Source organism: Microvirga alba, assembly GCF_015694465.1.
GTDB classification, from domain to species: Bacteria; Pseudomonadota; Alphaproteobacteria; order Rhizobiales; family Beijerinckiaceae; genus Microvirga; species Microvirga alba.
Genome location: NZ_JADQDO010000004.1, coordinates 272,426 through 297,288, shown reverse-complemented (window position 1 = coordinate 297,288; position 24,863 = coordinate 272,426). Strand labels below are relative to the sequence as shown.

General features: G+C 58.6%; 22 protein-coding genes. 18 read left to right on the top strand and 4 right to left on the bottom strand.

Going from position 1 to position 24,863, the window contains the following annotated elements; all coding sequences use genetic code 11:
* Positions 1 to 18: 18 nt before the first annotated feature.
* The 3 genes from I2H38_RS11170 to I2H38_RS11160 are packed head-to-tail and all read left to right on the top strand — an operon-like array spanning position 19 to position 3,189.
* Positions 19 to 1,041: a carbohydrate ABC transporter permease gene (locus tag I2H38_RS11170; RefSeq protein ID WP_407664063.1), complete on the top strand. Its 1,023-nt coding sequence runs from the start codon at positions 19 to 21 to the stop codon at positions 1,039 to 1,041.
* Positions 1,038 to 2,090 (top strand): carbohydrate ABC transporter permease, encoded by a 1,053-nt coding sequence (locus I2H38_RS11165; RefSeq protein WP_196271915.1) that lies wholly within the window; start codon positions 1,038 to 1,040, stop codon positions 2,088 to 2,090. The genes I2H38_RS11170 and I2H38_RS11165 overlap by 4 nt, the downstream gene beginning before the upstream one ends.
* A 25-nt stretch (positions 2,091 to 2,115) precedes the next feature.
* The gene (locus tag I2H38_RS11160; RefSeq protein ID WP_196271914.1) at positions 2,116 to 3,189 is read left to right on the top strand and encodes an ABC transporter ATP-binding protein; all 1,074 of its coding nucleotides are present in this window, start codon (positions 2,116 to 2,118) and stop codon (positions 3,187 to 3,189) included.
* Between the two features lie 77 nt (positions 3,190 to 3,266).
* Here I2H38_RS11160 and kduD read toward each other — a convergent pair whose 3' ends face one another.
* Positions 3,267 to 4,025, bottom strand: coding sequence for a 2-dehydro-3-deoxy-D-gluconate 5-dehydrogenase KduD (gene kduD / locus I2H38_RS11155; RefSeq protein ID WP_196271913.1), 759 nt, complete (start codon positions 4,023 to 4,025; stop codon positions 3,267 to 3,269).
* Between the two features lie 301 nt (positions 4,026 to 4,326).
* On the opposite strand from kduD, the gene I2H38_RS11150 reads away from it, so the two are divergent.
* The 6 genes from I2H38_RS11150 (at position 4,327) to I2H38_RS11125 (ending at position 10,923) form a co-directional block, all read left to right on the top strand.
* Complete coding sequence (locus I2H38_RS11150) at positions 4,327 to 5,238, top strand: LysR substrate-binding domain-containing protein (protein WP_196271912.1); 912 nt, start codon at positions 4,327 to 4,329, stop codon at positions 5,236 to 5,238.
* A gap of 194 nt (positions 5,239 to 5,432) precedes the next feature.
* Complete coding sequence (locus I2H38_RS11145) at positions 5,433 to 6,545, top strand: ABC transporter substrate-binding protein (RefSeq protein ID WP_229426671.1); 1,113 nt, start codon at positions 5,433 to 5,435, stop codon at positions 6,543 to 6,545.
* 111 nt (positions 6,546 to 6,656) lie between these two features.
* Positions 6,657 to 7,700, top strand: a complete 1,044-nt coding sequence (locus tag I2H38_RS11140) for an ABC transporter ATP-binding protein (RefSeq protein WP_196271959.1) — start codon at positions 6,657 to 6,659, stop codon at positions 7,698 to 7,700.
* Positions 7,701 to 7,723: 23 nt separating this feature from the next.
* Positions 7,724 to 8,644: an ABC transporter permease gene (locus I2H38_RS11135; RefSeq protein ID WP_196271958.1), complete on the top strand. Its 921-nt coding sequence runs from the start codon at positions 7,724 to 7,726 to the stop codon at positions 8,642 to 8,644.
* Positions 8,634 to 9,434, top strand: coding sequence for an ABC transporter permease (locus tag I2H38_RS11130; RefSeq protein ID WP_196271910.1), 801 nt, complete (start codon positions 8,634 to 8,636; stop codon positions 9,432 to 9,434). The genes I2H38_RS11135 and I2H38_RS11130 overlap by 11 nt, the downstream gene beginning before the upstream one ends.
* Before the next feature lie 58 nt (positions 9,435 to 9,492).
* Positions 9,493 to 10,923 (top strand): gamma-aminobutyraldehyde dehydrogenase, encoded by a 1,431-nt coding sequence (locus I2H38_RS11125; protein WP_210324767.1) that lies wholly within the window; start codon positions 9,493 to 9,495, stop codon positions 10,921 to 10,923.
* A 34-nt stretch (positions 10,924 to 10,957) separates the two neighbouring features.
* On the opposite strand, the gene I2H38_RS11120 is transcribed toward I2H38_RS11125, so the two are convergent.
* Positions 10,958 to 12,073 (bottom strand): CapA family protein, encoded by a 1,116-nt coding sequence (locus I2H38_RS11120; RefSeq protein WP_196271908.1) that lies wholly within the window; start codon positions 12,071 to 12,073, stop codon positions 10,958 to 10,960.
* Between the two features lie 302 nt (positions 12,074 to 12,375).
* Between I2H38_RS11120 and I2H38_RS11115 the strand changes: the two genes are divergently transcribed.
* From I2H38_RS11115 to I2H38_RS11085, 7 genes are all read left to right on the top strand, one after another.
* Complete coding sequence (locus tag I2H38_RS11115) at positions 12,376 to 12,867, top strand: CDP-archaeol synthase (RefSeq protein ID WP_196271907.1); 492 nt, start codon at positions 12,376 to 12,378, stop codon at positions 12,865 to 12,867.
* Between the two features lie 159 nt (positions 12,868 to 13,026).
* Positions 13,027 to 14,625 (top strand): ABC transporter substrate-binding protein, encoded by a 1,599-nt coding sequence (locus I2H38_RS11110; protein ID WP_196271906.1) that lies wholly within the window; start codon positions 13,027 to 13,029, stop codon positions 14,623 to 14,625.
* A gap of 66 nt (positions 14,626 to 14,691) precedes the next feature.
* Positions 14,692 to 15,705 carry an ABC transporter permease gene (locus tag I2H38_RS11105; protein WP_196271905.1) on the top strand — a complete coding sequence of 338 codons (1,014 nt, stop codon included), beginning with the start codon at positions 14,692 to 14,694 and terminating at the stop codon, positions 15,703 to 15,705.
* Complete coding sequence (locus I2H38_RS11100; RefSeq protein WP_196271904.1) at positions 15,702 to 16,556, top strand: ABC transporter permease; 855 nt, start codon at positions 15,702 to 15,704, stop codon at positions 16,554 to 16,556. Before I2H38_RS11105 ends, I2H38_RS11100 begins: the two co-directional genes overlap by 4 nt.
* Positions 16,549 to 17,391, top strand: coding sequence for an ABC transporter ATP-binding protein (locus tag I2H38_RS11095; protein WP_196271903.1), 843 nt, complete (start codon positions 16,549 to 16,551; stop codon positions 17,389 to 17,391). The genes I2H38_RS11100 and I2H38_RS11095 overlap by 8 nt, the downstream gene beginning before the upstream one ends.
* Positions 17,388 to 18,104 (top strand): ABC transporter ATP-binding protein, encoded by a 717-nt coding sequence (locus I2H38_RS11090; protein ID WP_210324766.1) that lies wholly within the window; start codon positions 17,388 to 17,390, stop codon positions 18,102 to 18,104. Before I2H38_RS11095 ends, I2H38_RS11090 begins: the two co-directional genes overlap by 4 nt.
* 45 nt (positions 18,105 to 18,149) lie before the next feature.
* Positions 18,150 to 19,391: a M24 family metallopeptidase gene (locus I2H38_RS11085; protein WP_196271902.1), complete on the top strand. Its 1,242-nt coding sequence runs from the start codon at positions 18,150 to 18,152 to the stop codon at positions 19,389 to 19,391.
* 140 nt (positions 19,392 to 19,531) lie between these two features.
* Here I2H38_RS11085 and I2H38_RS11080 read toward each other — a convergent pair whose 3' ends face one another.
* Together I2H38_RS11080 and I2H38_RS11075 are read right to left on the bottom strand one after the other, a co-directional pair.
* Entirely contained in the window at positions 19,532 to 20,332 is an 801-nt protein-coding gene (locus I2H38_RS11080; RefSeq protein WP_196271901.1) for a CpsD/CapB family tyrosine-protein kinase, read from the bottom strand.
* A 9-nt stretch (positions 20,333 to 20,341) separates the two neighbouring features.
* On the bottom strand, positions 20,342 to 21,808 hold the full coding sequence (locus I2H38_RS11075) for a GumC family protein (RefSeq protein WP_196271900.1): 1,467 nt from the start codon (positions 21,806 to 21,808) through the stop codon (positions 20,342 to 20,344).
* A 333-nt stretch (positions 21,809 to 22,141) separates the two neighbouring features.
* Between I2H38_RS11075 and I2H38_RS11070 the strand changes: the two genes are divergently transcribed.
* Together I2H38_RS11070 and I2H38_RS11065 are read left to right on the top strand one after the other, a co-directional pair.
* On the top strand, positions 22,142 to 23,446 hold the full coding sequence (locus I2H38_RS11070; protein ID WP_196271899.1) for a polysaccharide biosynthesis/export family protein: 1,305 nt from the start codon (positions 22,142 to 22,144) through the stop codon (positions 23,444 to 23,446).
* A gap of 464 nt (positions 23,447 to 23,910) precedes the next feature.
* Positions 23,911 to 24,837, top strand: coding sequence for a glycosyltransferase family 2 protein (locus I2H38_RS11065; RefSeq protein WP_196271898.1), 927 nt, complete (start codon positions 23,911 to 23,913; stop codon positions 24,835 to 24,837).
* The last annotated feature ends 26 nt before the right edge of the window (positions 24,838 to 24,863 follow it).

Below are 24,863 nucleotides of genomic sequence, written 5' to 3'. Positions count from 1 at the left end.
GGATCTCCGATCATGAGCATCGTGAGTGAAACCAGAGGACAGGCGCCCAGCCTGTCCATCGTCCTGGCGGCTCCGCTTCGACTGGTCATGGGCGCGTTGAACGCACCTATGAGCTTCGTGCAAAGGCGGTTCGGCCTTGGCGGCATGGGGGCCGTGTTCCTGGCTCCGAACATGTTGATCTTCGGCGTGTTCGTTCTCATTCCCGTTGCGATCAATCTCGCCTATTCCTTCACCGGCGGCATGGCAATCTTCTTTGGAGAGCGTCATGTCGTCGGCTTCGAGCAATATCGAACGCTGTTCGCTTGTGGCGACTACACACAGCCTGCGACCTGTCGCGAAGATGCGTTCTGGCAGAGTATCCACAACACGATCTTCTTCGTTCTCGTCCAGGTCACGGTTCTGGTTCTGGCGGCCCTTGGCACGGCGCTGGTTCTTAACCGCGAGATGCGGAGCCGCGGTTTCTGGCGCGCCGTTTTCTTTTTTCCGGTCCTCTTGTCGCCAGTGGTCGTCGGCTTGATCTGGAAATGGATTTTGCAACGCGACGGACTTCTGAATGCGGTTCTCGTTGACTATGGGTTCGACCGGACGCTGTGGCTCGCCGAACGAAACTGGGCCATGTTCTGGGCTATCTTCGTGTCGGTATGGGCCCATCTCGGATTTTACGCCTTGATTTTGCTGGCGGGCCTTCAGGCCATTCCGCGCGATCTCTATGAGGCGGCGATGATGGATGGCACAGGCCGCCTTCGCACCTTCTGGCGCATAACGCTGCCATTGCTCTGGCCCAATCTGCTCGTCGTCATCACCCTCGCGCTGATCCGTGCCGTGCAGATCTTCGACGAGGCATATGTGTTGACGGGTGGTGGCCCTGGAACGAGCACATTGTTCATTACTCAATATATCTACGAGACGGGCTTTGCGCATGTGTTGCGCAATCTCGGCCTCGCCTCGGCAGCTTCGATCCTTATGGGGGTGGTTCTGGTCGGGCTAACCTTGCTGCAGCTTATGGCCTCCAATCGCCGCAACCGGGAGGGTAACCGATGAGCGCGGTCTCGACCTTTCTCCTCCGTCGCCGTGGCGGCAAGGGGTGGCACTGGACCGATGTCCTCGCCTATGTCTGGCTCGGTCTTGGGCTGTTCCTGATGTTCGGTCCTATCCTTTGGCTTGCGCTTTCATCGTTCAAGACACCAGCAAATCTCTCGGAATTTCCGCCGACATTCCTGCCTCTTGACACGCGCATGGCAGCCGTATCCGGTTACGAGAAACCTCTTCCGCTCTATCGGGTAAAACAGGATGACGGAAGCGAGCGGGTGCTCGCGCAAGTGCGCAGAGTTGGGCTGACGGCGCAGTTGGTGGACCCTGCCGACCCGCAAACGATCATTCGCGTGCCAATCGATAAGCGGATCCCGGAACGGGAGGTTCGGCTTGCGACCGGCAACTACACCGAACCGCTGCAGCAGTTCAACTTTCTGCGATATTTCCAGAATTCGATCTTCGTGACGGTGATGGCAACCATCATCACGCTTATCGTCAATTCAATGGCGGCCTTCGCGCTCTCCAAATATGAGTTCAAAGGAAGAACCGCCGTTCTGGGTATTATCCTCGCGACGTTGATGGTGCCGCTCTCGGTCATCGTCGTCCCGCTCTACCTGGTCGTGAACGAACTGCAGCTGTTCGACACGCTCTGGGGCGTCATCCTGCCAACGGTTGCGACGCCGACCGGTGTATTTCTGCTGCGCCAATACATGCTCACGATCCCGGACGAATTGATCGACGCAGCGCGGATGGACAAGGCCTCTGAGTGGCAGATTTATTGGCGCATCGTTCTTCCGCTGGCGGCGCCCGCACTCGCCGTGCTCGCAATCTTTTCGATCATGTGGCGCTGGAACGATTTCCTCTGGCCTCTGATCGTGCTCTCGCGCAAGGAGCAATACACGTTGCAGGTCGGGCTCAATGCGTTCTCTGGAGAGTTGAACGTGCAATGGCACTATGTGCTGGCGATGACGGTTATATCCATCCTGCCTGTTGCCGCGATTTTCTTGTTCCTTCAGCGCTACATCACCAGCGGTATCGCCAATACGGGTCTGAAATGACGCAGCAATCCGGAAAGACAAAGCCGTGAGCCATCTCGCCCTACGCCAAGTCACAAAGCAATTCGGCTCCGTCAAGGTTCTACACGGAGTCGATCTCGACGTCCGGGATGGCGAATTCGTGGTTTTCGTTGGGCCTTCCGGTTGCGGGAAGTCCACACTTCTCCGCATCATCGCGGGGCTTGAGGACGCAAGCTCGGGGGAAATCCATCTCGACGATCGTCAGGTCAACGATGTGTCGGCTGCCGATCGCGGCTTGGCGATGGTGTTTCAGTCATACGCACTCTATCCGCATATGAGCGTGCGTCAAAATCTGGCATTCGGCCTCGAAAACAGCCGAATGCCGAAGACGGAGATCGAGGCGCGCGTCATGGAAGCGGCGCGCATGCTGCTGATCGAGCCGCTGCTCAATCGCAAGCCGGGTCAATTGTCCGGGGGGCAGCGGCAGCGTGTCGCGATCGGTCGCGCTATCGTGCGACGCCCGGGGATTTTCCTGCTCGATGAACCATTGTCCAACTTGGACGCCGAGTTGCGCGTGGTGATGCGCGCGGAGCTTGCGGCGTTGCACAAGCGCCTTGCCGCGACGATGATCTATGTAACGCATGATCAGACGGAGGCGATGACCCTTGCCGACCGCATCGTGGTCTTGCGCGATGGCCGCGTCGAGCAGGTCGGTACGCCCCTTGAGCTCTACAACAAGCCGGCAAATCGTTTTGTCGCTGGATTCATTGGTTCCCCGCGAATGAATTTTATTGACGCGAGTATTGCGCGGACAGAGCGGGGAAGCGGTCTCGATATCGGAGGGAAGCACCACGCTGCTTGGGGGCTCGATCTTCCTCACGGCTCACCGGTGACGCTCGGCGTTCGACCTCATGAGGTCGATATTACAGAAGTTGAAGCAGGGGCAATGGCTCTCGAGATCACGCTCGTGGAGCAGCTTGGGGCAGAGACCGTGCTGCACGCAAAGACGACTCTCGGGGGAGCTTTCACCCTGACCTCGCCGGGCCAGGGGCGCTTTCTGGTTGGGGACAGGATCGGCGTGGCACTCCCTCCGGACCTTCACATCTTCGACTCGGAAGGGCAGGCCGTCAGTCGGCGTTAGAGTGAACCGCGCCAGCCGTCCGCATCTCGCCTGAACTCTTGCCGTGCGAGCCGTTCAGGCAAACGAATTTCGCGGGCCTAACGCGCGAGCCAGCCACCATCGACCGGAAGCACGACGCCGTGAATATATGTTGCGGCGTCTGATGCTAAGAACACGGCAGCGCCGCCAATATCTTCCGCATTTCCCCAGCGTCCGGCCGGAATGCGCGAGAGAATATCTGCGCTTCGTTTCTCGTCCTGCCTGAGCGCCTCGGTGTTGTTGGTTACGATGTAGCCGGGCGCGATGGCGTTAACGTTGATGCCTTTCGCTGCCCATTCGTTTGCGAGCAGTTTGGTCAGGCCCGCGACACCGCTCTTGCTCGCGGTGTAGGACGGGACGCGGATGCCGCCCTGAAACGACAAAAGCGAAGCAATGTTGATGATCTTACCGCCCTTACCATCCTTCAGCATCCTCCTCGCGGAGGCCTGGGCGAGAAAGAAGGTGGTCTTGAGATTTACATCCATCACATCATCCCAGTCGGCCTCAGTGAAGTCGATTGCGTCTGCTCGTCGGATGATGCCGGCGTTATTCACGAGAATGTCGATGCGCCCGCCCAGATCCTCGGCGGCATCGAGGATCTTATCGATTGGTGCGAGGGTCGAGAGATCAGCCGCGATGGCGCGGAACGCGGTACCAGTCGATGCGATCTTCTCTTCCGTCTCCGCCATCGTCGAGCGGCCCACTGCGAGGATATTTGCCCCGGCCTGTGCGAGGGCAAGCGCAATCCCTTGCCCGATGCCCGTATTGGCACCGGTGACGACTGCGGTTTTTCCTCTGAGATCGAAGACCGTGTTCATGTCTGCCCTGCACGAAATTGGGGATGCAATTGTGTACGTCATTCTCCCGTCTCACGCGAGATCAATGTGATGAAAATTGCAATGCCGTGCTCGACAAGATTGCCGCTTCGATGGTGGAGCGCGCGAACGGCTGCAATCGAAGCGGCGCGGCGCTCAGGATAACGAGGACAAAGGTTCCCGCGGTGCGGCCGCCGGGAACGCAGACCGGGGGCTCGGCTATCGCCAATTATGCAAATGTGATAATATTATCTACGATGATGGGAACTAGGGTCGTCTGATCCAAGAGGGTATTTCACAGAGAATGGCCTTCTCTCTTCGCCAGGTCCGCTATTTCGTGGCCATCGCCGAGACGGGCTCTGTGTCGGGGGCTGCGCGTCAACTCTCGATTTCTCAATCGACGATCACTGAAGCCATTCAGGAACTCGAGCACGATCTCGGGTTCAAGCTCGTCGAGCGCTCTCCCCACGGCATGAGCCTGACCCTCAAGGGCTATCAGTTCCTGCGTCATGCCGAAAAGATCCTCGGCGAAGTCTCCAATGCGAGACGGGCCCTTCACGAGAATGGGGCTCCCAGCGAGGGCCGTCTTCAACTCGGCGTGACACCCCTGGTGGCAGGCTACATCCTTGCCGATCTCCTGGCCCGCTTCAGGCGAGCCTTTCCCTTCCTCGATGTTGCCGTGGTCGAAGATGCGCGCGACTATTTGGAGCATCTTCTGATTGGCGGCGAGTTGGATATCGCGGTCATGGTGCTACCGCCGCGGGCTACTCTGGTTTCGCTTGAGGCTGAACTTGTCGAGGCGTCCCGATATCGGCTTTGGCTTCCCTTAGGGCATCATCTGGCGGAGGCCACCGAGATCAGTCTCCGGGAGCTTGCCGAGGAGCCGCAGATCCTGCTTGCCATTGATGAGATCGATGAGGCGCCGAAGCGGGTCTGGCAACAATTGAGCATCCGGCCGCCGATCGCGTTTCGCACACGGTCAGTCGAGGCCGTACGAAGTCTCGTGGCCACGGGCGCCGGATTGGCAGTCCTGCCGGACCTCACCTATCGCCAATGGTCTCTCGAAGGCGACAAGATCGAAGCGCGCCGGATCCGGGAGGATCTCCCGGCAGTATCGGTTGGGGTCGTGTGGAGACGAGGGTCCCGGCTGTCGCCGATTGCCTCGCAGTTTCTGTCGGTCGTACAGACCTATCGTTCGATCCGACAACGAGGCTGACATATCGGAAATTCCGATCTCTGAATTCTCCCGAATGAATTGGCGCGCTCTCCCGATTTCGACCACTCTTTCAAAAAAGGGGACAAGGCTCGGCTTCACGGGCTCTCCGATGGCGCGAACACGGGGACAATTGGGAGGAGATCGCATCCATGGACCGCATCGTCTTAAAAGGTGCCCTGTTTTGCCTCACGGCAATGCTCGGTGCCGCACCGGCTGTTGCGCAGGTCAAATCGATCGGCAAATCCGAGGGCTTCGTCGATATCATCGCGTGGCCCGGCTATATCGAACGCGGCGAGACCGACAAGCAGTATGATTGGGTCACCGCCTTCGAGGAGAAGAGCGGCTGCAAAGTACGGGTGAAAGCCGCCGGAACCTCTGACGAAATGGTCGCCCTCATGAACGAGGGTGGGTTCGATCTCGTGACCGCCTCCGGTGATGCTAGCCTCAGGCTCATTTCAGGCAAGCGCGTGCAGCCAGTCAATATCAGTCTCGTCCCGAGCTGGAAGACGATCGATGAGCGTCTACAAATGGCGCCTTGGCATACCGTCGATAACGTTCATTACGGCGTCCCTTATCAGTGGGGCTCGAACGTGCTGATGTACAACACGAACGTGTTCAAGGAAGCGCCGAAAAGCTGGAACATCGTCTTCGAGGAAACGAACCTCCCCGATGGCAAACCCAATAAAGGCCGCGTGCAGGCGTTCGATGGACCCATATACATCGCCGATGCCGCGCTCTATCTCATGAAGCATCAGCCTCAGCTCGGCATTAAGGATCCCTATGAGCTGACCGAAGTGCAATACAAGGCTGCGCTCGATCTTCTGCGCAAGCAGCGCGGCATCGTCCAACGCTATTGGCATGACGCGATGGTGCAGGTCGACGATTTCACCAACGAAGGCGTGGTTGCGTCCTCGTCATGGCCCTTCCAGGTCAATCTTCTGAAGAGCCAGAACAAGTCCATCGCCAGCATCATTCCGGAGGAGGGTGCCACGGGCTGGGCGGACACCACGATGATGCACGTGGATGCGCCACACCCGAACTGCGCTTACCAATGGCTTGAGCATTCGCTCAGCCCGAAGGTTCAGGGCGACCTCGCGTCCTGGTTCGGGTCGGTGCCGCCGGTTCTCGCCGCCTGCAAGGGCAATGCTCTTCTCGGTGATGACGGTTGCCAGACGAACGGCCTCGGCAATTTCGACAAGATCAGGTTCTGGCGCACGCCAGTTTCAAAATGCACCACGCAGGCCGAGGGCTGCGTCCCCTATTATCGCTGGGTGACCGACTACATCGCGATTCTCGGCGGCCGATGAGCATCGCCCGGAGGCGCTTGCTCGCAAGTGAGCGCCTCCTCATCGGATGGGAGGCAAAAGATGTCCTCCGGAGCATCTGACATGTCCGTACATACGCGCCCCCAAGCTGCAATGGCAGCTCGTCGCCTGGTTCCTGAAGACACCTCCGCAGTCCGGTTCTCGGGAGTTACCCGGCATTTTGGCTCGGTGAAGGCAGTGGACGGGGTCGACCTCGACGTTCGAGCCGGCGAATTCTTCGCCATGCTCGGCCCTTCCGGCTCAGGAAAGACCACCTGCCTGCGCCTCGTGGCTGGCTTCGAGCAGCCGAACGCCGGTGAGATCAGTATCTTCGACGAGCCTGTGGCCGGGTCCCCGCCATTTCAGCGCGCGGTCAACACGGTCTTCCAGGATTATGCGCTGTTTCCGCATTTGAACATTCTCGACAACGTGGCCTATGGCCTGCGTATTCGCGGCATGGTTCGCTCCGAACGGGAGAAGCTTGCGCGCGAGGCACTGGGCCTTGTCAAGTTGGTCGGATTCGAGGGGCGTCGCCCTTCTCAACTCTCAGGTGGCCAACGGCAGCGCGTGGCGTTAGCCCGCGCTCTGGTCAATCGGCCGAAGGTCCTGCTTCTTGATGAACCGCTGGGTGCCCTGGATCTGAAACTCCGAGAGGAAATGCAGGTCGAGCTGAAAACGCTCCAGCGGGCGCTCGGACTCACTTTCATCTTCGTGACGCACGATCAAGGCGAGGCGCTCTCCATGAGCGACCGGGTCGCTGTGTTCGACGCTGGGCGCATCGTCCAAGTGGGGACGCCGGAGGAGATCTATGAGCGGCCGCGCAACCGGTTCGTCGCGCAGTTCGTCGGCGGTTCGAACGTGCTGGAACCCGCGATCACGGCGCGCCTTGGCGGCCAGCCGCGACTTGCGAGCCTGAGGCCTGAGGCAATAGCAGTTCAGTCTGTCGGCGCCGCGCCAGGGGACGGACATGTTCATGTGGATGGAATTTGCATTGAGGTTCAATATCACGGCGCGATGCGGCGTGTGATTGCGGAATGCGCGAGCATCCGCCTTGCCGCCCTCGTACCGGCAACGCAGGCCCGCAATCTTTTGTCGGGGGAGGCGGTCCGGTTGTCCTGGTCTCCGGCGTCCCTGCATGTAATGGAGGATGAGAAGTGACCAGCGTCGCCCTCGATCCCCCCATGGCGCGAGAGGCTCTGTCGCGCCGCCTTTCCTCTGTTCTCTTCGCTAAGCGGGGCCTTCTGGTGACCCTGCTGCTTGTGCCGCCACTGCTCTGGCTCGGTGTGGTCTATGTCGGGAGTCTGATCGCTCTTCTGATTCAAAGCTTCTTCTCGATCGATGAATTTTCCGGAACCATCGTTCGAGAGTTCACGCTCAAGACCTATGCGGAATTGCTGCGGCCGGCCAATCTCGATGTCATTCTGCGCACGCTCGCGATTGCGACATTCGTGACATTCGCTTCAGCCGTGTTGGCCTTCCCAATCGCCTACTACGCCGCCCGGTATGCGCGCGGGCGGACGAAGGCGACGTTCTACATTGCGATTGTGATGCCGCTTTGGTCGAGCTACCTCGTGAAGGTTTATGCCTGGAAGCTCCTGCTCGCAAAGGAGGGGGCGGTGGCATGGGGCGCTGACAGGCTCGGTGCAACGCCAATGGTCGACGCGCTTTTAAGCATGCCGTTCGTGGGCGGTCCATCGCTATCAGTCAGCTATCTCGGTCAGGCCCTCGTCTTCGCCTATCTCTGGCTGCCCTTCATGATCCTGCCCATTCAGGCGGCGTTAGAGCGGGTGCCCGCCAGTCTGATCGAGGCTTCCGCGGATCTCGGCGCCGCGCCGGGCCAGACCTTTCGGACAGTGACCCTGCCGCTGGCGCTCCCCGGCGTTGCTGCCGGTTCGATCTTCACTTTCTCGCTGACACTAGGCGACTATATCCTGCCGCAGATCATCGGCCCGTCAACGCTTCTTCTCGGGCAGACGGTCTACGTATTGCAAGGCACCGCAGGAAATATTCCTCTCGCTGCGGCTTTTGCTGTCGTGCCGATCATCGTCATGGGGTTTTATCTTTTCGCGGCGAAGCGCCTGGGGGCTTTCGATGCGTTCTAAAGCTTCCCTCAAATTGAAGATCGCCGCCGGAATCGGGCTTCTGTTTCTGCACGCGCCGCTCGCCTTCGTGATCCTTTATGCGTTCACGACCGAGGAGCGCAGTTATCAATTTCCCCCACCGGGCTTGACGTTGAAATGGTTCGGCGTGACCTTTGCGCGGCCAGATGTCTGGAACGCACTCGTTCTCTCGCTCCGGGTTGCCACGATTGCGACCGTGATCGCGCTTACGCTGGGAACCATGGCCGCCGGCGCGCTGGCGCGAACGCGTTTCTTTGGGCGCGAGGTCATCTCGCTCCTCATCATCCTTCCCATCGCGCTTCCGGGCATCATCACCGGAATTGCCCTGCGGTCCGCCTTCAACCTGCTGGATATTCCCTTCTCGTTCTGGACGATCGTCGTGGGGCACGCGACCTTCTGTGTCGTTGTGGTTCACAACAATGCGATCGCGAGATTGCGCCGGCTCTCGCCTTCGATCGTTGAAGCATCCTACGATCTCGGGGCCGACAGTTTTCAAACATTCCGCTTTGTGATTCTGCCCAATCTCGGGACAGCTTTGTTGGCCGGTTCGATGCTCGCGTTCGCGTTGTCTTTCGACGAGGTCATCGTCACCACCTTTACGGCCGGTCAGCAGGCGACACTCCCGATCTGGATGCTGAACGAGTTGATCAGGCCTCGCCAACGGCCGGTCACCAACGTCGTTGCGGTCATCGTCATTGCCTTGACCTTCCTGCCGATTCTCGCAGCCTATTATCTGACTCGCGAGGAAGGGCCTGCATCAGGCGGTGGGTGACGAGGGACATGTGTAAGAAAATTGGAGGAACACCATGGATACAGGCTCTCTCCCAATAATGACCGACACCGAGATGCTCATTGGCACGCGCTTCCAGTCCGGAACGGAGGAAGCGGAGACGATCTTCAATCCCCGGACCGGCGAAGCGGTGATGAAGCTCCCCGAAGCGTCGACAGAGCAGGTCGATGCTGCAGTTTTCGCCGCGGATGCCGCATTCGCGGGTTGGTCCCGGACTCCACCGGGAACGCGCTCGGCACTCCTGTTGAAGCTCGCCGATCGGATCGAGGCCGAGGCTGAGATCTTCGCGACCCTTGAGGCGCTCAATTGCGGCAAGCCGAGACATCTCGTTCTGCGCGACGAAATTCCCGCCATCGTCGATTGTTTTCGGTTCTTCGCAGGAGCAGTTCGCTCGATGCAGGGCGCGTTGGCGGGTGAGTATCTGCCGGGGCACACCTCGATGATCCGGCGTGACGCGATCGGCGTCGTCGCCTCAATCGCGCCGTGGAACTATCCGCTGATGATGGCCGCCTGGAAACTCGCTCCGGCTCTGGCTGGCGGCAACGCGGTCGTGATCAAGCCGTCCGAGCAGGCGCCTCTATCGACGTTGAAGCTCGCGAAAGTCATCGCCGACATCTTCCCCGAGGGCGTCGTCAATGTCGTTGTCGGACGCGGCGAGACCGTGGGGCAGACGCTGATTTCGCACCCCAAGGTGTCGATGATCTCGCTTACCGGCGATGTCGCGACCGGCAAGAAGGTTCTGACGGCCGCAGCGAAATCGGTCAAACGCACCCACCTCGAACTGGGCGGAAAGGCACCGGTCATCGTGTTCGATGACGCGGACCTTTCCGAGGTTGTCGAGGCGATCAAGATTTTCGGCTACTACAACGCGGGTCAAGATTGCACCGCGGCTTGCCGCATCTATGCCGGAGCGAAGATCTACGACAGCTTCGTTGCGGATCTCTCCTCGGCGGTATCCGACCTTCGCTTCGACCGGGAGAATGATGAGGAGAACGATCTCGGACCGCTTATCTCACCGCGCCAGCGCTCGCGAGTAGCGTCTTTCGTCGAGCGCGCCGCAGACTTGAAGCATGTAGAGATCACGGCTGGTGGAAGGGAAGGCAGTGGCGGGGGATTTTTCTATGAGCCGACCGTGATTGCCGGCGCGCGCCAAGACGATGAGATCGTTCGCCGCGAGGTTTTCGGCCCGGTCGTGTCCGTCACGCGCTTCGATGATGTCGAGCAGGCGGTGTCCTGGGCGAATGATTCCGATTATGGCCTCGCCTCCTCCGTCTGGTCTCGCGACGTCGCGAAGGCGATGGGAACGGCCTCGCGCCTCCAATACGGCTGCACCTGGGTGAATTGTCACTTCATGCTCGTGAACGAGATGCCCCATGGCGGGCTCAAGCAGTCCGGCTACGGCAAGGACATGAGCATCTATGCCCTGGAGGACTACACGGCCGTTCGTCACGTCATGGTGAGAACGGGTTGAAGCGACCCACAGAAGCGATCCTCATAGCCGATCCTCATGGCGCGTCGTGGAATACCATCAAGGTATTGTCAGAATCGCATGTGATGCGAGTGCGGAACCGATCACTTTCACGAGCCAGGACATCTCGAAGCCATTTGGTATCCTGGTCGGATGCGCGATGCAGACGGAAATTGCGAATCTGCAGCGGTACCAAACGCAGGCCTGCCAAGGTCTCCTCGTCAGGGTCGATGCTCGCGCGGTACATCAAGGTCAGGTCTCCCCGGTACTCTTCGAATCCGGAAATTCCCTCATAGTCGTTCAAGAAATCTCCACATCCGTACAGGATCAGCCGGTTCCGATGGATCTCGATCGCGAGCGGATGATGCGATGAATGGCCGTGCACGATCGTCGCTCCCGCCAGTTCGATCAAGGCGTGCGCAAATGATCGTCGTTCATTGGGAATCTCGTATCCCCAGTTCGGACCCCAATGAATGGAGGCGATCACAATATCGCCTTCCTGGCTGGATGAAACGATATGTTCTGCAATTCGCGCAGCAGTTCCTTCGGAAAGGTCGGGTAAGAGATTGACGCCAGGACGCTCGGCGGTCGCGGCCCAGCTCCGCGGGGTGCCACTCGTACCATGCGCGAAGGAGAAGACGAGCACGCGCCCCCTGCCAGCGACGTCGATAATTGCCGGGGCGCTCGCCTCCATGGCGTTCCGGCCGGCTCCTGCGGTTTTCACGCCCAGTCGTCGCAACACATGCAATGTTTCAAGTAGGCCCGAAATCCCCCAATCCAGGACGTGATTGTTGGCGAGCGCGCAACAATCGATGCCGGCGCTCACAAGGCATGCGGCATTCTCAGGACTCATACGGTAGTTGATCCCCTTGGGGACGTAAGTGTCACTGCGCGTAATGCTCGTTTCAAGATTGATAAGGCGGGCAGACGGAGGTGCGTGCCTCCACTCCTTGAGCGCGAAGCCCCACGGATAAGACAACTCAACAGGTGCCGGGATTGGCCCATTTACTCTCGCAGCAAGTGCGACGTAGTCTCGCGCCGAGGTGGCATATGCTTCCTGCAATTGCGGATTGCTTGGGTATGGCAAGACTTGGTCGATGCCCCGTCCCAGCATCACGTCTCCGCAAAGGTCGATGGTGATCAATTTCGACAATGTTCTTCTTCGGGCGAAATGTTGATCGTCGGCGACGTCATCCAAAATCGGGCAAGGAGGCGAAATTTGGCCCGAGATTAGCGTCTCCTCCGGAAAGCTATTTTGACAGATATCAAAGGAGCGTGCGGCGTCGTTTGTATCCTTCTCGCGCGAGATAGACCTCTTCAGAGGTGGCTGTCATAGCGACGTGATGGAATGAATGGCATCGACGGGTGCCTCATCTTGCGCAACCCGGCAAGCGGGTGCCGTTTTCTGCAGCGACAGAGTGCGCGTCATGGGGATACTTCGCAGCGGGTGGCCGTATGATTGATCCAATCCTCATCATACGCCTGCTGATCCTTCTTGGTGTTGCGAACGGCACCCCGATCTTTGCACGGAAGCTATTCGGGAACCGCTTCGATACCCCGCTTGATTGCGGCGTCATCTTGCGCGATGGCCAGCCCTTGCTTGGGGTCTCGAAAACCATTCGTGGGCTGTTCGTTTCAATTGTCTGCACTGGAACGGTCGCAGCGGTGCTCAACCTCGGTTGGCGCGCGGGCGTCGTGTTGGCAACGGGATCCATGCTAGGCGATCTGTTCTCAAGTTTCGTCAAGCGGCGCCTTGGATTCAAGGTCCATGCGCAGGCCTTTGCTCTCGATCAGATCCCGGAGGCTTTGTTCCCGCTCCTTCTGCTCAGGAGACAGCTCGATCTCTCCGGTCTCGATATCGCCCTTCCGATCATAGCCTTTGTGATCCTCGAGGTCCTGCTGTCGCGTCTCCTCTTCCGATTGGACATTCGGGATAGACCATACTGACCGCTCGGGCCTCGAGCCAATTAATACAAATTTTTATGTAAATTAAAATAATTTGCAAATTTAATGGGAAAATGTAGCGTGAGGCCGCATTATGCCCTTGCCCAAGAGAGCCCTTATGCCTGGTAACGGGTTTCGGGTTCTCATTCGGAGAAACAACAGATGTCTAATCATCGCCTGCGCAGCGCCGCCTTGGGGGCCACCCTCCTGACCGCATTCGCCCTGTCCGGTCCGGTCGATGCCGCAACGCCGCCCAATACTCTCGTGGTCGCGACCTCGATCGACGATGCGGTCAGCTTCGATCCGGCTGAGGGGTTTGAACTCACGACGGTGCAGTCCTTTAACAACCTCTACCAGCGCCTTGTGCGACCCTCGAAGGCTGATCCGAACAAGATCGAACCGACTCTGGCCGAGTCCTGGGCCGCGGCTCCGGACGGCAAGAGTCTCACTTTCAAGCTGCGCGCAGGAGCGTCCTTTGCGTCAGGCAACCCGGTCCGTCCCGAGGACGTGATTTTCTCATTGTCGCGTGCGGTGAAACTCAACAAATCACCGGCGTTCATCCTGAACGAACTCGGCTGGACCTCCGCCAACGTGGATGGATTGCTGATAAAGGTCGATGAGAGCCATGTGAAGCTCACTTGGCCGGCCGATGTCGGCCCCGGCTTTGCACTTGCCATTCTGACAGCGCCGATCGCCTCCATCGTCGACGAGAAGGTTGCTACAACCAACGCCAAGAATGGCGATTTCGGAAACGAATGGCTCAAGACTCATTCCGCCGGCTCGGGTACCTTTTCGATTGCGGTCTATCAGCCGCATGAAGCGCTGGTCTTCGCGGCCAACCCAAAGGCTCCGCTGGGCGCACCGAAGCTCAACCAGATCGTGTTTCGCAACATTCCCGATCAGGCCGCACGCCGCCTGCTGGTCGAGCAGGGGGATGCGGATATCGCGCGTGGTCTCGGTTCAGATCAAGTGAGCGCGCTCAAGGGCAAGCCCGGTCTCAAAGTCGAGGAAATCGCCTCTGCGCGCACGGATTATCTGCGGTTCAACACGACAAACTCGGCAAACCCGGCGCTCGCCAATCCCGCTCTGTGGGAAGCCGCGCGCTGGCTCATCGATTATGAGGGCATCGCTAAGGATCTGCTGAAAGGATCCGTACAGGTGCATCAATCCTTCCTACCGGAAGGTTTTCCGGGCGCGCTGACCGACAACCCCTACAAGCTCGACATCGAGAAGGCGAAAGCTATTCTCGCCAAGGCTGGCCTGGACAAGGGGCTCACCATCAAGTTCACGGTGTTCAACACCGCGCCGTTCACGCAAATCGCCCAGTCCTTGCAGGAAACTTTCGGCAAGGCAGGCATTACCCTCGACATTCAGCCGGGTGTTGCGAGCGAGGTCTATGCGAAGGGCCGTGCGCGTCAGGATGAAGCGACCTGGCGCTACTGGATTCCGGACTATTTCGATCCGAATTCCAATGCGAGCGCATTCACGCTCAATCGTGGCGGCGACGGACCGAAGAATGCTGCTTGGCAGGCGGGCTGGGTCATTCCCCAGCTGAGCGACAAGACGCAGGCAGCCGTGCGTGAGCAAGATCCGGCGAAGCGCATTCAGATCTATCAAGAACTGCAGCGCGAGGTTCAGACCAACTCGCCCTTCATCTTCACGTTCCAGGGGCGTGACCCTGTCGTGCTTCGTGATAATGTGAAGGGCTATTTCCAAGGCCTCAATGCCGATCAGGTCTATTACGAAGAGGTTCAGAAATAATTGTCGTCTGCCACCATTTCTGATCGTCTCGATGCCGCTGCCCCCCGCCGCCTACCGCGGCGGGGGATGCATTTTGTCGCTCGTTTCTTGCGCTGGTTCGGATTCCTGGCGCTGACAATTTTTGCCCTTTTGCTCGTGACATTCACCCTCACGCGTCTGTCGCCCGTGGATCCAGTCCTTGCAGTCGTCGGCGATCATGCCAGCCGCTCGAGTTATGAACAGGCGCGCCGGGAGTTGGGGCTGGATCGCTCTCTTCCCGAACAGTTCCTGGTTTATGTCAGCCGGGTCGCACAGGGGGACCTGGGGCGCTCTTCTTCAACCGGACAACCGGTGCGTAGCGATCTTGCACGAACGGTCCCCGCGACCGTTGAGCTTGCGACTCTCGCCATTCTCCTTGGAGCCGTTGTGGGTGTTAGCCTCGGCGTCGCTTCAGGCCTGCGCCCAGGCAGCTGGATTGATGGCATCGCTCGTTTCATATCGCTGTTCGGATACTCGGTGCCGATCTTCTGGCTAGGCCTTCTCATGCTACTCCTGTTCTATGCGGCGCTGCATTGGGCGCCAGGACCTGGACGCCTCGACATTGCCTTTCAGTACACGGTCGCACCGTTAACAGGCTTCGTCCTCATCGATACATGGCTATCGGGGCAGGACGGCGCGTTTTTGGATGCGCTTCATCATCTCGCCCTGCCGGTCACACTGCTCGCCTTTCACGCCCTTGCCGGTATCGCGCGGTTGACGCGCACCGCCATCCTCAATGAGGTCGGTCAGGAATACACTGTCGCGGCTCGCGCCAAGGGGGCCAGCGACTGGCGCGTGGTCTTCTCGCATGTCCTGCCCAATGTAGCGGGTACGATCCTCACGGTGATAGCGCTTGCATATGTGAGTTTGCTCGAAGGGGCCGTGCTGACGGAAACCGTCTTTGCATGGCCGGGGCTGGGCCGCTATCTCACCACGGCGATGTTCGCTGGCGACGTTCCCGCCATCCTGGGTGGCACGCTCGTTATTGGGTTGTGCTTCATCACCATCAATTCGATTACGGACCTGCTGGTCGCGCGCCTCGACCCGAGGATCAAGCCATGAGCAATGCTGTCCAGCCGGTTACTTCATGCGGGCCGAAATTCGCGTTTCGCTATCCATCTCTGATGCAGGTTGGCGGCGTCATCGTTGGGCTTGTTGTTTTCGCAGCGCTCCTTGCTCCGCTGGTCGCCCCTTATGATCCCAATGCGCAACAGATGCAGGTCCGCCTTGCTGCCCCTTCTGCTGCTCATTGGCTGGGGACTGACGGATTTGGCCGCGACAGTCTTTCCCGGATCATCTACGGCGCTCGTACGACGCTCTTTCTCGTGGGGCTCATTGCGCTCGTCATGGCCCCGCTCGGCGTGACGATAGGCATAGCCGCTGGTTATTGGGGCGGCTTCGTTGAGCGTGCGCTAATGGCGGTGACCGACATCGTGTTGTCTTTCCCGCGCCTTGTCCTCGCCTTCGCATTTGTAGCTGTGCTGGGGCCGGGTCTCATCAATGGCGCACTCGCGCTGGCGCTCACGAGTTGGCCGGCTTATGCGCGTCAGGCACGCGCGGAGACGGGCACCATTCGCCGCAGTGACTATCTCGCTGCTGCTGAAATGGGTGGTATTCGCGGACCGCGCCTCCTGTTCGGCCATATCCTGCCCATGGTGATGCCATCGGCGATCGTCCGCCTCGCGCTCGATCTCGGCGGCATGATCCTGGCTGCCGCAGGGCTAGGGTTTCTTGGTCTGGGCGTGAAACCTCCGACCGCGGAATGGGGAGCGATGGTCGCGGAGGGAACGCAAGTGATCTTCGATCAATGGTGGGTCGCGGCGATCCCGGGTCTGGCGATCCTGCTGACAAGTCTCGGGTTCAATCTGCTGGCCGATGGCCTGCGTGATCGTCTGGACCCCCGTCATGACTGAGCCGTTCCTCGAAGTTCGCGATTTGAATGTGCGCTTTCGTGACGAAAGCGGTTTTGCTTCGGTGCCTGCGCTTGATGATATTTCTTTCGTCGTTGGGGCGGAGCGTGTGGCTCTAGTCGGGGAATCCGGCAGTGGTAAATCCACTGCGGCTCGCGCCGTCATGGGCCTGCTTCCTCCTTCGGCGAAAGTTGCGGCCAAGAACCTACGCTTCGGCCCGGCGGATCTCCTCTCCCTGGATCATGCGGGATGGAATGCGCTGCGTGGAAGCGGAATGGGGTTCGTTCTTCAGGATCCTCGCTTCTCCCTCAATCCGTCGCGCCGCATCGGCTGGCAAGTCGAAGAGGCGCTCCGTCTCCACACCCGCCTCACCAGAAAAGAGCGTCGGGAGCGCGCACTCGACATGCTGTCTGCTGTCGGCCTGCCCAGTCCGCTCCGGATCTATGAGAGTTTTCCTGGGGAACTGTCGGGTGGCATGGGTCAGCGGGTTATGATCGCCGCCATGATGATCAACCGGCCGAAGCTCCTGATTGCAGACGAGCCGACATCGGCGCTCGACCGTGACCTGCGTGATCAGATTCTCGATCTGATGGGGCGCCTGACGGCAGAACAGGGCGCTGGCCTTCTCCTGATCAGTCATGATCTCCAGCAAGTCACCCGCTTCGCCGACCGGGTGCTCGTGCTCTATCGCGGCAAAATTGTGGATGAACGTCGCGGCCATGAGCTCTCCCATTCCGACCACCCCTATACGCGAACTCTTTGGGCTGCACGCCCGTCAGCAGCGACGTACGGCACGCGCCTGCCAGTGTTGCGCCGCGATTTGGGGACAATGCCATGAAGTCGCCGATCGCAGCCGTTGAGGTGCGGCGCCTCGCAGTGTCCTTCGATCGCAGCGGAGCCTCCGTCGCCGCTGTGCGTGACACCACTTTCTCGGTTTTTCAGGGAGAAAGCTTCGGCCTCGTCGGTCCGTCCGGCTGCGGCAAGTCCACGGTCCTGCGTGTCATCGCGGGCCTGCAGCGCGATTGGACAGGGCGGGTCGCGGTCCATGGGACGGAACTGGTTCCAAGGGCGCGGATGACGGGGCAATTGCGCCGCGATATCCAAATGGTTTTCCAGGATCCGTATGCGTCGCTCCATCCGCGTCACCGCATTAGCCGGGCATTGGGGGAGCCGTTGCAGGTCAACGGCGAGAGCCAGGTGAAAGAGCGGGTCGCAGAAGTCTTGAGCCAAGTCGGTCTCGATCCGACGATGGCGAGGCGCTATCCGCATGAATTATCGGGTGGTCAGCGCCAACGTGTCGCCATCGCGCGCGCTCTTCTCCTGCGACCGAAGCTTTTGCTGTTGGACGAGCCGACCTCCGCGCTCGATGTTTCGGTGCAAGCTGAGATTCTGAATCTGTTGAGCGATCTCAAGGTCACCCACGGCATGACCCTTATTCTGGTTAGCCATGATCCCGATGTGATCGCTCACATGTGCTCGCGCGCAGTGCGTATGGCAGACGGTGCGATTCAGGAGGTGCTCGACCGAACCCGGCTCTCTCATTATGCCTGAGGCGAGATCATCTCGCCTCTCTTCATACTGACTGGGGACCTCTTCATGTCCGGCCTGAACCGCGAACACGCGCGCTCCTTGATGCAGAAGGCGGGACTCGATGCTCTCGTTCTTTTCCAGCCGGAGAACTTCAGCTATGCGATAGGAGCCTCAGGCGGCGTCGCCACGATGTGGCGGAAGGCAGGCGGCGCAATCGCACTGGTGTCGTTCGATCCATCGGAAGCCATGGTTGCGATTGTTTCCGACCTTTCCGCACCTGCTCTGCGGCGGTTCGCACCGGATGTCGATGTGCGGGAGCATCGTATCTGGGTTGATATGGTTGACCTCTCATCGCTCGGGGCAGGTGCTTTGACGCCGGAACGAGTCACGGCGGCCTATCGCGAGCAGGGGCTCATCTATCCTCGGCCTGAACGTTTCGACGTCGCCCGCGTCCTCGATCTGCTACAGTCGGCCTTACGTGAGAAAGGCCTTGAATTCGTGCGCATTGGCGCGGATCTGGAATTTCTTCCCGCGGCGGATTTTCAGATCCTGAAATCGAAACTCCCCAACATCGAATGGGCCGATGGTTCCGACGTCGTCCGCCGGCTTCGTGCCATCAAGTCACCATCGGAGATCGCATACTTGCGGCAGGCCTCCATGCTCGCCGAAGCCGGGCTGAAGCAGATGATCGCCGAAGTGAGAATCGGGGCCTCAGTAAGGGATCTCTCGGAAGCATGGCGCTCCGGCGTGAAGGAGACCGCTGATGCGTCGGACATTCGCGACCTGACAGGGCTTTGGGACTTCATTGCAATCGGCACGGATCCGTGGAGCACGGCGGGAATCGTGGAGGATGGCATGATCATCAAGGCCGACGTGGGATGTCTGATAAACGGGTACTCGTCAGATGGCGCCCGTACATATTCGTTCGGAAAGCCCTCGCTGGTCGCAGGCGACATCTTCCACGCGCTCGCTCACGCCTTTGAGGCGGGCCTTGCCGCGATCCGGCCCGGCGCGACATTCGGGGCGGTTCATGCCGCTACGCTCAAAGAGATGCGTGTAGCAGGTTACGCCGAGTATCATCGTGGCCATTTCGGACACGGCGTGGGTGCAAGCGTTGGCAGCGAAGAATGGCCATTCATTTCGGCCGGGAACACAGAAGTCATCGAGCCGGGCATGGTGCTGGCATTTGAAACGCCATTCTATGCCAAGGGCGTCGGCGCTCTGATGATCGAAGATCAGTTACTGATTACAGAGGCTGGCATCGATGTCATGAACACTCTGCCTCGAACGATCGTGGACTTGTCATAACCAGTCGGCGCGATCTGTCGCGGTCGACTGAATGACAGCGCGGCCGGAACGGTGGAGTATGGGGGTTGCAGGATCCTCTCTCCTCGACAGGGCGCGCTTCCATGGCAGATCTGGACAAGCGCGGTATCCCGCATCCATCGTTAGTAGCCGTGCTCGTCCGGCCCAAAATGACATTTATTCAAGACGACCCCGAGAAAATTGGACTCAGCAGAGAGACTCCGCTCGCAGATATCCACTTCGCCAAGAGTGCTTGCTTCGGCAGCCACCACCAAAATCGCGCAATCGACATTGGGAAGAAGCGCCAACACGTCATCGTTCACCTGCATCGGGGGCAAATCGAAAAGCAAGATGTCCGGCTTCAGGCGGTCTTTCAGGCTTGAGAGGATCCGCGCCGTATCGGGGCTTTGCAGCAGTTCCGCAGCGTAGGAGACAGGTTGGCCGTTGGCTCCGATGGCGAGATTGTCTCCATAGCGAACGAAGGTCTCCTCGATAGAGCTTGCTCCCTTCAGGAATCGTTCCATTGAATAGATCTTCTCGACTCCCAGGGTGCCGCCCACTTGAGGTCGCCGAAGATCCAGGTCGACGAGAACCGTGCGACAGTCCTTGAGGTTGGCGAAGCTGAAAGCGAGGTTTAGGCCGACGAGGGTTTTGCCGCAGCCTTGCGTCGGGGATGTGATGGCGACCGAGGTCCAGTTGTTCTGGCGCAACGTCTTTAGGATCTTCGTTCGCAGAATATCGAATGTGAAATTGGCGTTGTCCGACCTGTCGAGAGTCACAATTCTCTTCTGGGCTACGCGCTTTTTGTCCAGGTTGACCTGCGGCAGCCTCGTCCACATTTCATCCCCTGATGCTCGTGGTGAAGACGACATGGCGACTTCCGGAAAGACGAACAAAGCCTTCTCCCGTTCGGACTTCTCGACTGCGGCTTGCGGGCGTTCCATGGTTTGCGCCTAAATTCTCAATGTGCGGCGGAGCGTCGCTGGAAGGAAAACTAGTCCTTTCGAATGCGTCTCGCCTCTGGTTCGGATGTAAGGAATTGTCGCCAAGGGTTGAATATCCAGCATTTCGACGAGTTCAATCGGGCGTCGAATGGTTTTATTGAATAATTCCAACAACACGATAAATCCGAGTCCGAGCGCTACCCCCGCGACCGAGCTTCCGAACGCGATCCCGAGGCGGTTGGGTCCGATGGCGCGCTGAGGCGGTGTCGCCAACTCCAGGACCGACAACCGTTCTCCCTTTGAGCGTAGTTCGATCTGCTGCCCGGTGGACGCGTCCGCCAGCCGAGCACTCGCCATGTTGTATTGCGCCTGAATGTTCTGCCGCTGTCGTTCTAGCGCGTTCAACCCCATTTCATTGCTGGGTGTTGCGGATATCGATTGGTTTAACTCCGCGAGATCTTGCTTAAGTGCGGTCTTCTCCTGGGCTATGAGCGTTAGTCGCCGGTCCATTTCCATCAGCTGCATATCCATCTCCAGGGGCCTTCTTTTGCCTATCGAGGCGTCGGCTCCACTCGGTTCAGACTGGATCTCTTTCTCAAGCGCGGCGATTTGCGACTGCAGAGCTAAGATGCTCGGACTTCTATCGGAGAATACAGCCCGCTGCTCGGTGAGGATCCTGCGAAATTGCTCCAACGCCTGCTCGGCGGGAGTCAACGAGGTTGTGCCCGAAACGCGGCCAGTGCTCGCGAAAATCTGCACGAGCCTGGAGCGTCCATCTCGAAGAGAGGCCTCCTCACGTTCAAGTTGCAAAAGCCGCTCCTGCAAATTGATCTGCTGAGTGCGGCGAAACGCTAAGTTCTCGGGCAACGCATCCTTGTTCTCATTTTTGAATGCGAGGATCTTGCCTTCCAGTTCGTTGAGCTTACCGCTCAGTTTCTCCGTCTCCTGCTGAAGAAATGACAACGTGTCGCTGGCCTGATCTGTGCGGAGGCGAACATTTCTCTGCAAGATCAATTTGACGAACTCGTTGACGACATTGGCCGAAACGACAGGATCTTGCGCCTTGAAGGACACGGAGAATGCGGTAGCGCCATCTGCCCCACGCGGTGTCTCAAACCGAACGGGATCGATCGTGGTTCTGGAGCGCATATCGTCGACGATGTCATTGGCAGAGAGATTGGGCCGCTCACGATACAGGCCAAGCCGGTCCGCGAGTGCTAGCAGATTGGTACGCGTCATCATCTGCAGTTCGATGACCTGGATCTGCTTGATCATCTCGGCAGGCACTGTTGAACGGACCAGATCCGCCGAGATTTGTGGAGATTCCACGAGGATCCTCGCGTCCGCGCGGTAGACGGGCGGCAAGACATAGGCGATTCCGAATCCGATCGCAGAAACCAAAAGGGCGATCACGATGAAATAGGGAAAGCGCCGAAGAAAAATCGAACGGTAGAACCGGAGGTCGATATTACCCATTACAAGCTCGCTGAACTCAGAATTACCCGTCTGTATCAGATCGAAATGCCTATCCGTTTCTCGATAGACATCACCAATCCGCCATGAGGAAAGGCATCATCGAATGCATTTTCGACAAGGATGCAGCGGCACGCATTGCTCAGTCCACTTTTGAAGAGAACCCTATGCTCTTATATCCGGAAATCTCCGTGTGGTTATAGAGCACAATCTTATACCCGGGAGCTCCAGAAGTATTAACCCGAAGGTATGAGGTTGTCGCTCCTTTGCGGATGGTCCATCATCTGGGCCAGCATTGTTCGGCCGACAAGCTGATTGGCCGTTTGATTTGGGCGGATGACCGTAACGATGTGGACTTCAGATAAAGTTGCGTGGAAATATGCAAAGCTGACGCTTGCGGGGGTAGCTTTCGCCATCGCGCTTCCGGGCTTTGCACATGCTGATCGCTATCCACTTGCGCCGCAAACGAAGTTGCGCGTCACGGTGGTGCAATGGATTCCTTCAAAAGGAGAGTATCAGAAGTGGGAGCCGGTCGGCGGCGAATACGTCGTTTCTGCTGCGGGCACCATTGCTCTGCCATTGGTGGGGTCGATGGATGTTGCGGAGTTGGACAGTGCCGAGCTCGCGACTGAAATTGCCGAACGACTCAAGGCCAAGACCGGTCTGATCAATACTCCCGATGCGACGGTGGAAATTCTTGAATACCCGCCGATCTACATGGTGGGAAGCGTGACGACGCCGGGAGGATACCAGTTCAAGCCGGGTATGACCGTGCTTCAGGCGCTGGCGCTCAGCGGTGGCAGATACAGGTCCAGCACTGAGGGCGGCTCGAAGGGCGAAATCGGCATGCTCGGCGAGTTGCAGGAAGTTCACAACGATATCTTGCGGACGCTCGGTCGGATCGCGCGGCTGCAGGCCGAAAGCGCAGATGCGAAAGAAATACACTTTCCACGCGAGTTGACGGGGAGCTCGGACGATAAGGTCTCGGCAGAAATTATGACCCAGGAGCAGATTATTTTTTCGACGCGCAAAAACGGCCTGCAACGACAACTGGACAATCTCTCCGAACTACGAAGCCTGTTTTCCTCGGAGATCGAGATTCTTGGAACCAAGACCGAGACACTCGACAAAGGAATCAAGCTCGTGGAAGACGAACTGGCGGGTGTGAAATCCCTGGTCGAGCGTGGCATAGCGACGGTTTCGCGGCGGTCGGAGCTGGAGCGCGCCGTTGCCAGTCTGCAGTCGAACAGGCTCGATGAAGTGACCGCCGCGATGAGAGCTCGCCAGAATCTGAGTGAAGCGACGCGAAATTCGCTGAGCTTGCGCGATAAACAGCAAACGGACATCTCAACGGATTTACAAGAGGCGCAGGCAAATCTTGATCGGCTGAAGATCAAGGAGGACGTTCTCAAAAAGGTCCTGATCGTCAGCGGCTCATCAATGGCGAACGATCGTCAAAACGAAGATACGGCGGAGCCAAGTCTGTCCTTTACCGTCGTCAGACGAGTCCAGGGGAGGATAGAGGAAACGGTGGCATCGGAATCGACGCCGCTTCTGTCAGGTGATGTGGTCAAAGTCACCATTAACCAACGATCGAGGCCACGAGCGACCGCGTTCACAGAGGGGGCTCCGTCTCAATAGAATCTGTTGGTTATACTGGCCGCCCTTCTTCCCTGGCGTAAGCAGGTGTGGCGAACGGAACGTACCTCGGCGCGAACGCACTCGTTACGTATGGATTGTCATCAGGCGGCTAGGCGATTTGATCATTTCCATGGGCAACTTCCGGCGTTCGATAGGGGTAAGTCGCAATTGCAAATCGGTCTCGGGTCGCTTTGCGGCATCATTGGCCAATCCCGAGGCAAGAGCTCACAGAAACCATGGACGATCTGAAGCTCGCCGTACCCCGTCACCACCATTCGTCGTTGCCGATTACGCGGGCTGCGAGCGCGGAGGCGTCGGAGTTCAGTGTGCCGGATCGAGCGACTGATCGTTCTGCTCCGGCGGAGGTCACCTCAAAATTATGCCGGCGGTGGCTCAGAAAATGCTCACAGCGAACAGGCCGGTCGCGACCCATCAGGTTTCGATTGGCAGGGTGGGATTCCTAAATGAATAAAATCTCAATCGTCATCATCAATTATAAGACCGTTGATCTGACCATCGAATGTGTAAACTCGATACTTTCGGCAGATTTCATCAACTTCACCGTTGAAATCATCATACTGGATAACGATTCACAGGACGGATCCTTTGAGAGACTTAGCTCGCTGTTCCCGATCCTTAAGGTCGTGCCGCTTGAGAGGAATATCGGCTTTGCCGCTGCGAACAATCGCGGTGTCGAGCTGGCGACGGGGGACTATGTTCTCTTTTTGAATCCTGACACCGTCGTATTGCCTGGAGCGCTCGAAGCGCTTTGGTCTTTTGCGCAGCGTCGGCCTGAAGCGGGTGCGTGGGGTGGCCGCACCTTGTTCGGTGACGGATCGTTGAATCCGACCTCCGTCAGCTCGTTTGTGACGCTGCGAAGCACCCTGTATCGCGCCGTCGGACTATCAATGATCTTCAGCAGGAGTCCCGTCTTCAACCCGGAGGTTTATCCTAGATGGAAGCGGGACACGGAGCGGGCAGTCGATATTCTATTCTTCTGTTTTGTTCTCGTCCGCATCGATGTGTGGCGAAAACTTGGTGGGTTTGATGAACGGTTCTTTATGTTCTGTGAGGACGACGATATCTGTTGGCGGATGCGTGCGGCAGGTCTTGATCGCCTGTTCACTCCCGAAGCCTGCATTGTGCATTATGGCGGGGCCTCTACGCCGAGTCGACCAGCCCGCATCGCAATGATCCTGGCCGCCCGCCTTCTTTGGATAGAGCTGCATTGGAAACCGTTGTCCGCGCTGACGGCGCGGATGATCATTCAAGCTGGCGTGTTCGGGCGTATGCTTTTCGATCGACTGACGAGCTGGCGGAGCAACGGATCCGCGACTTGGGAAGAAGTTTGGGCTGAGCGAGCGGTCTGGGCTCGCGCTCCGAAATCATAAGGACGGCCCCCCACAAGCCTTGAGGA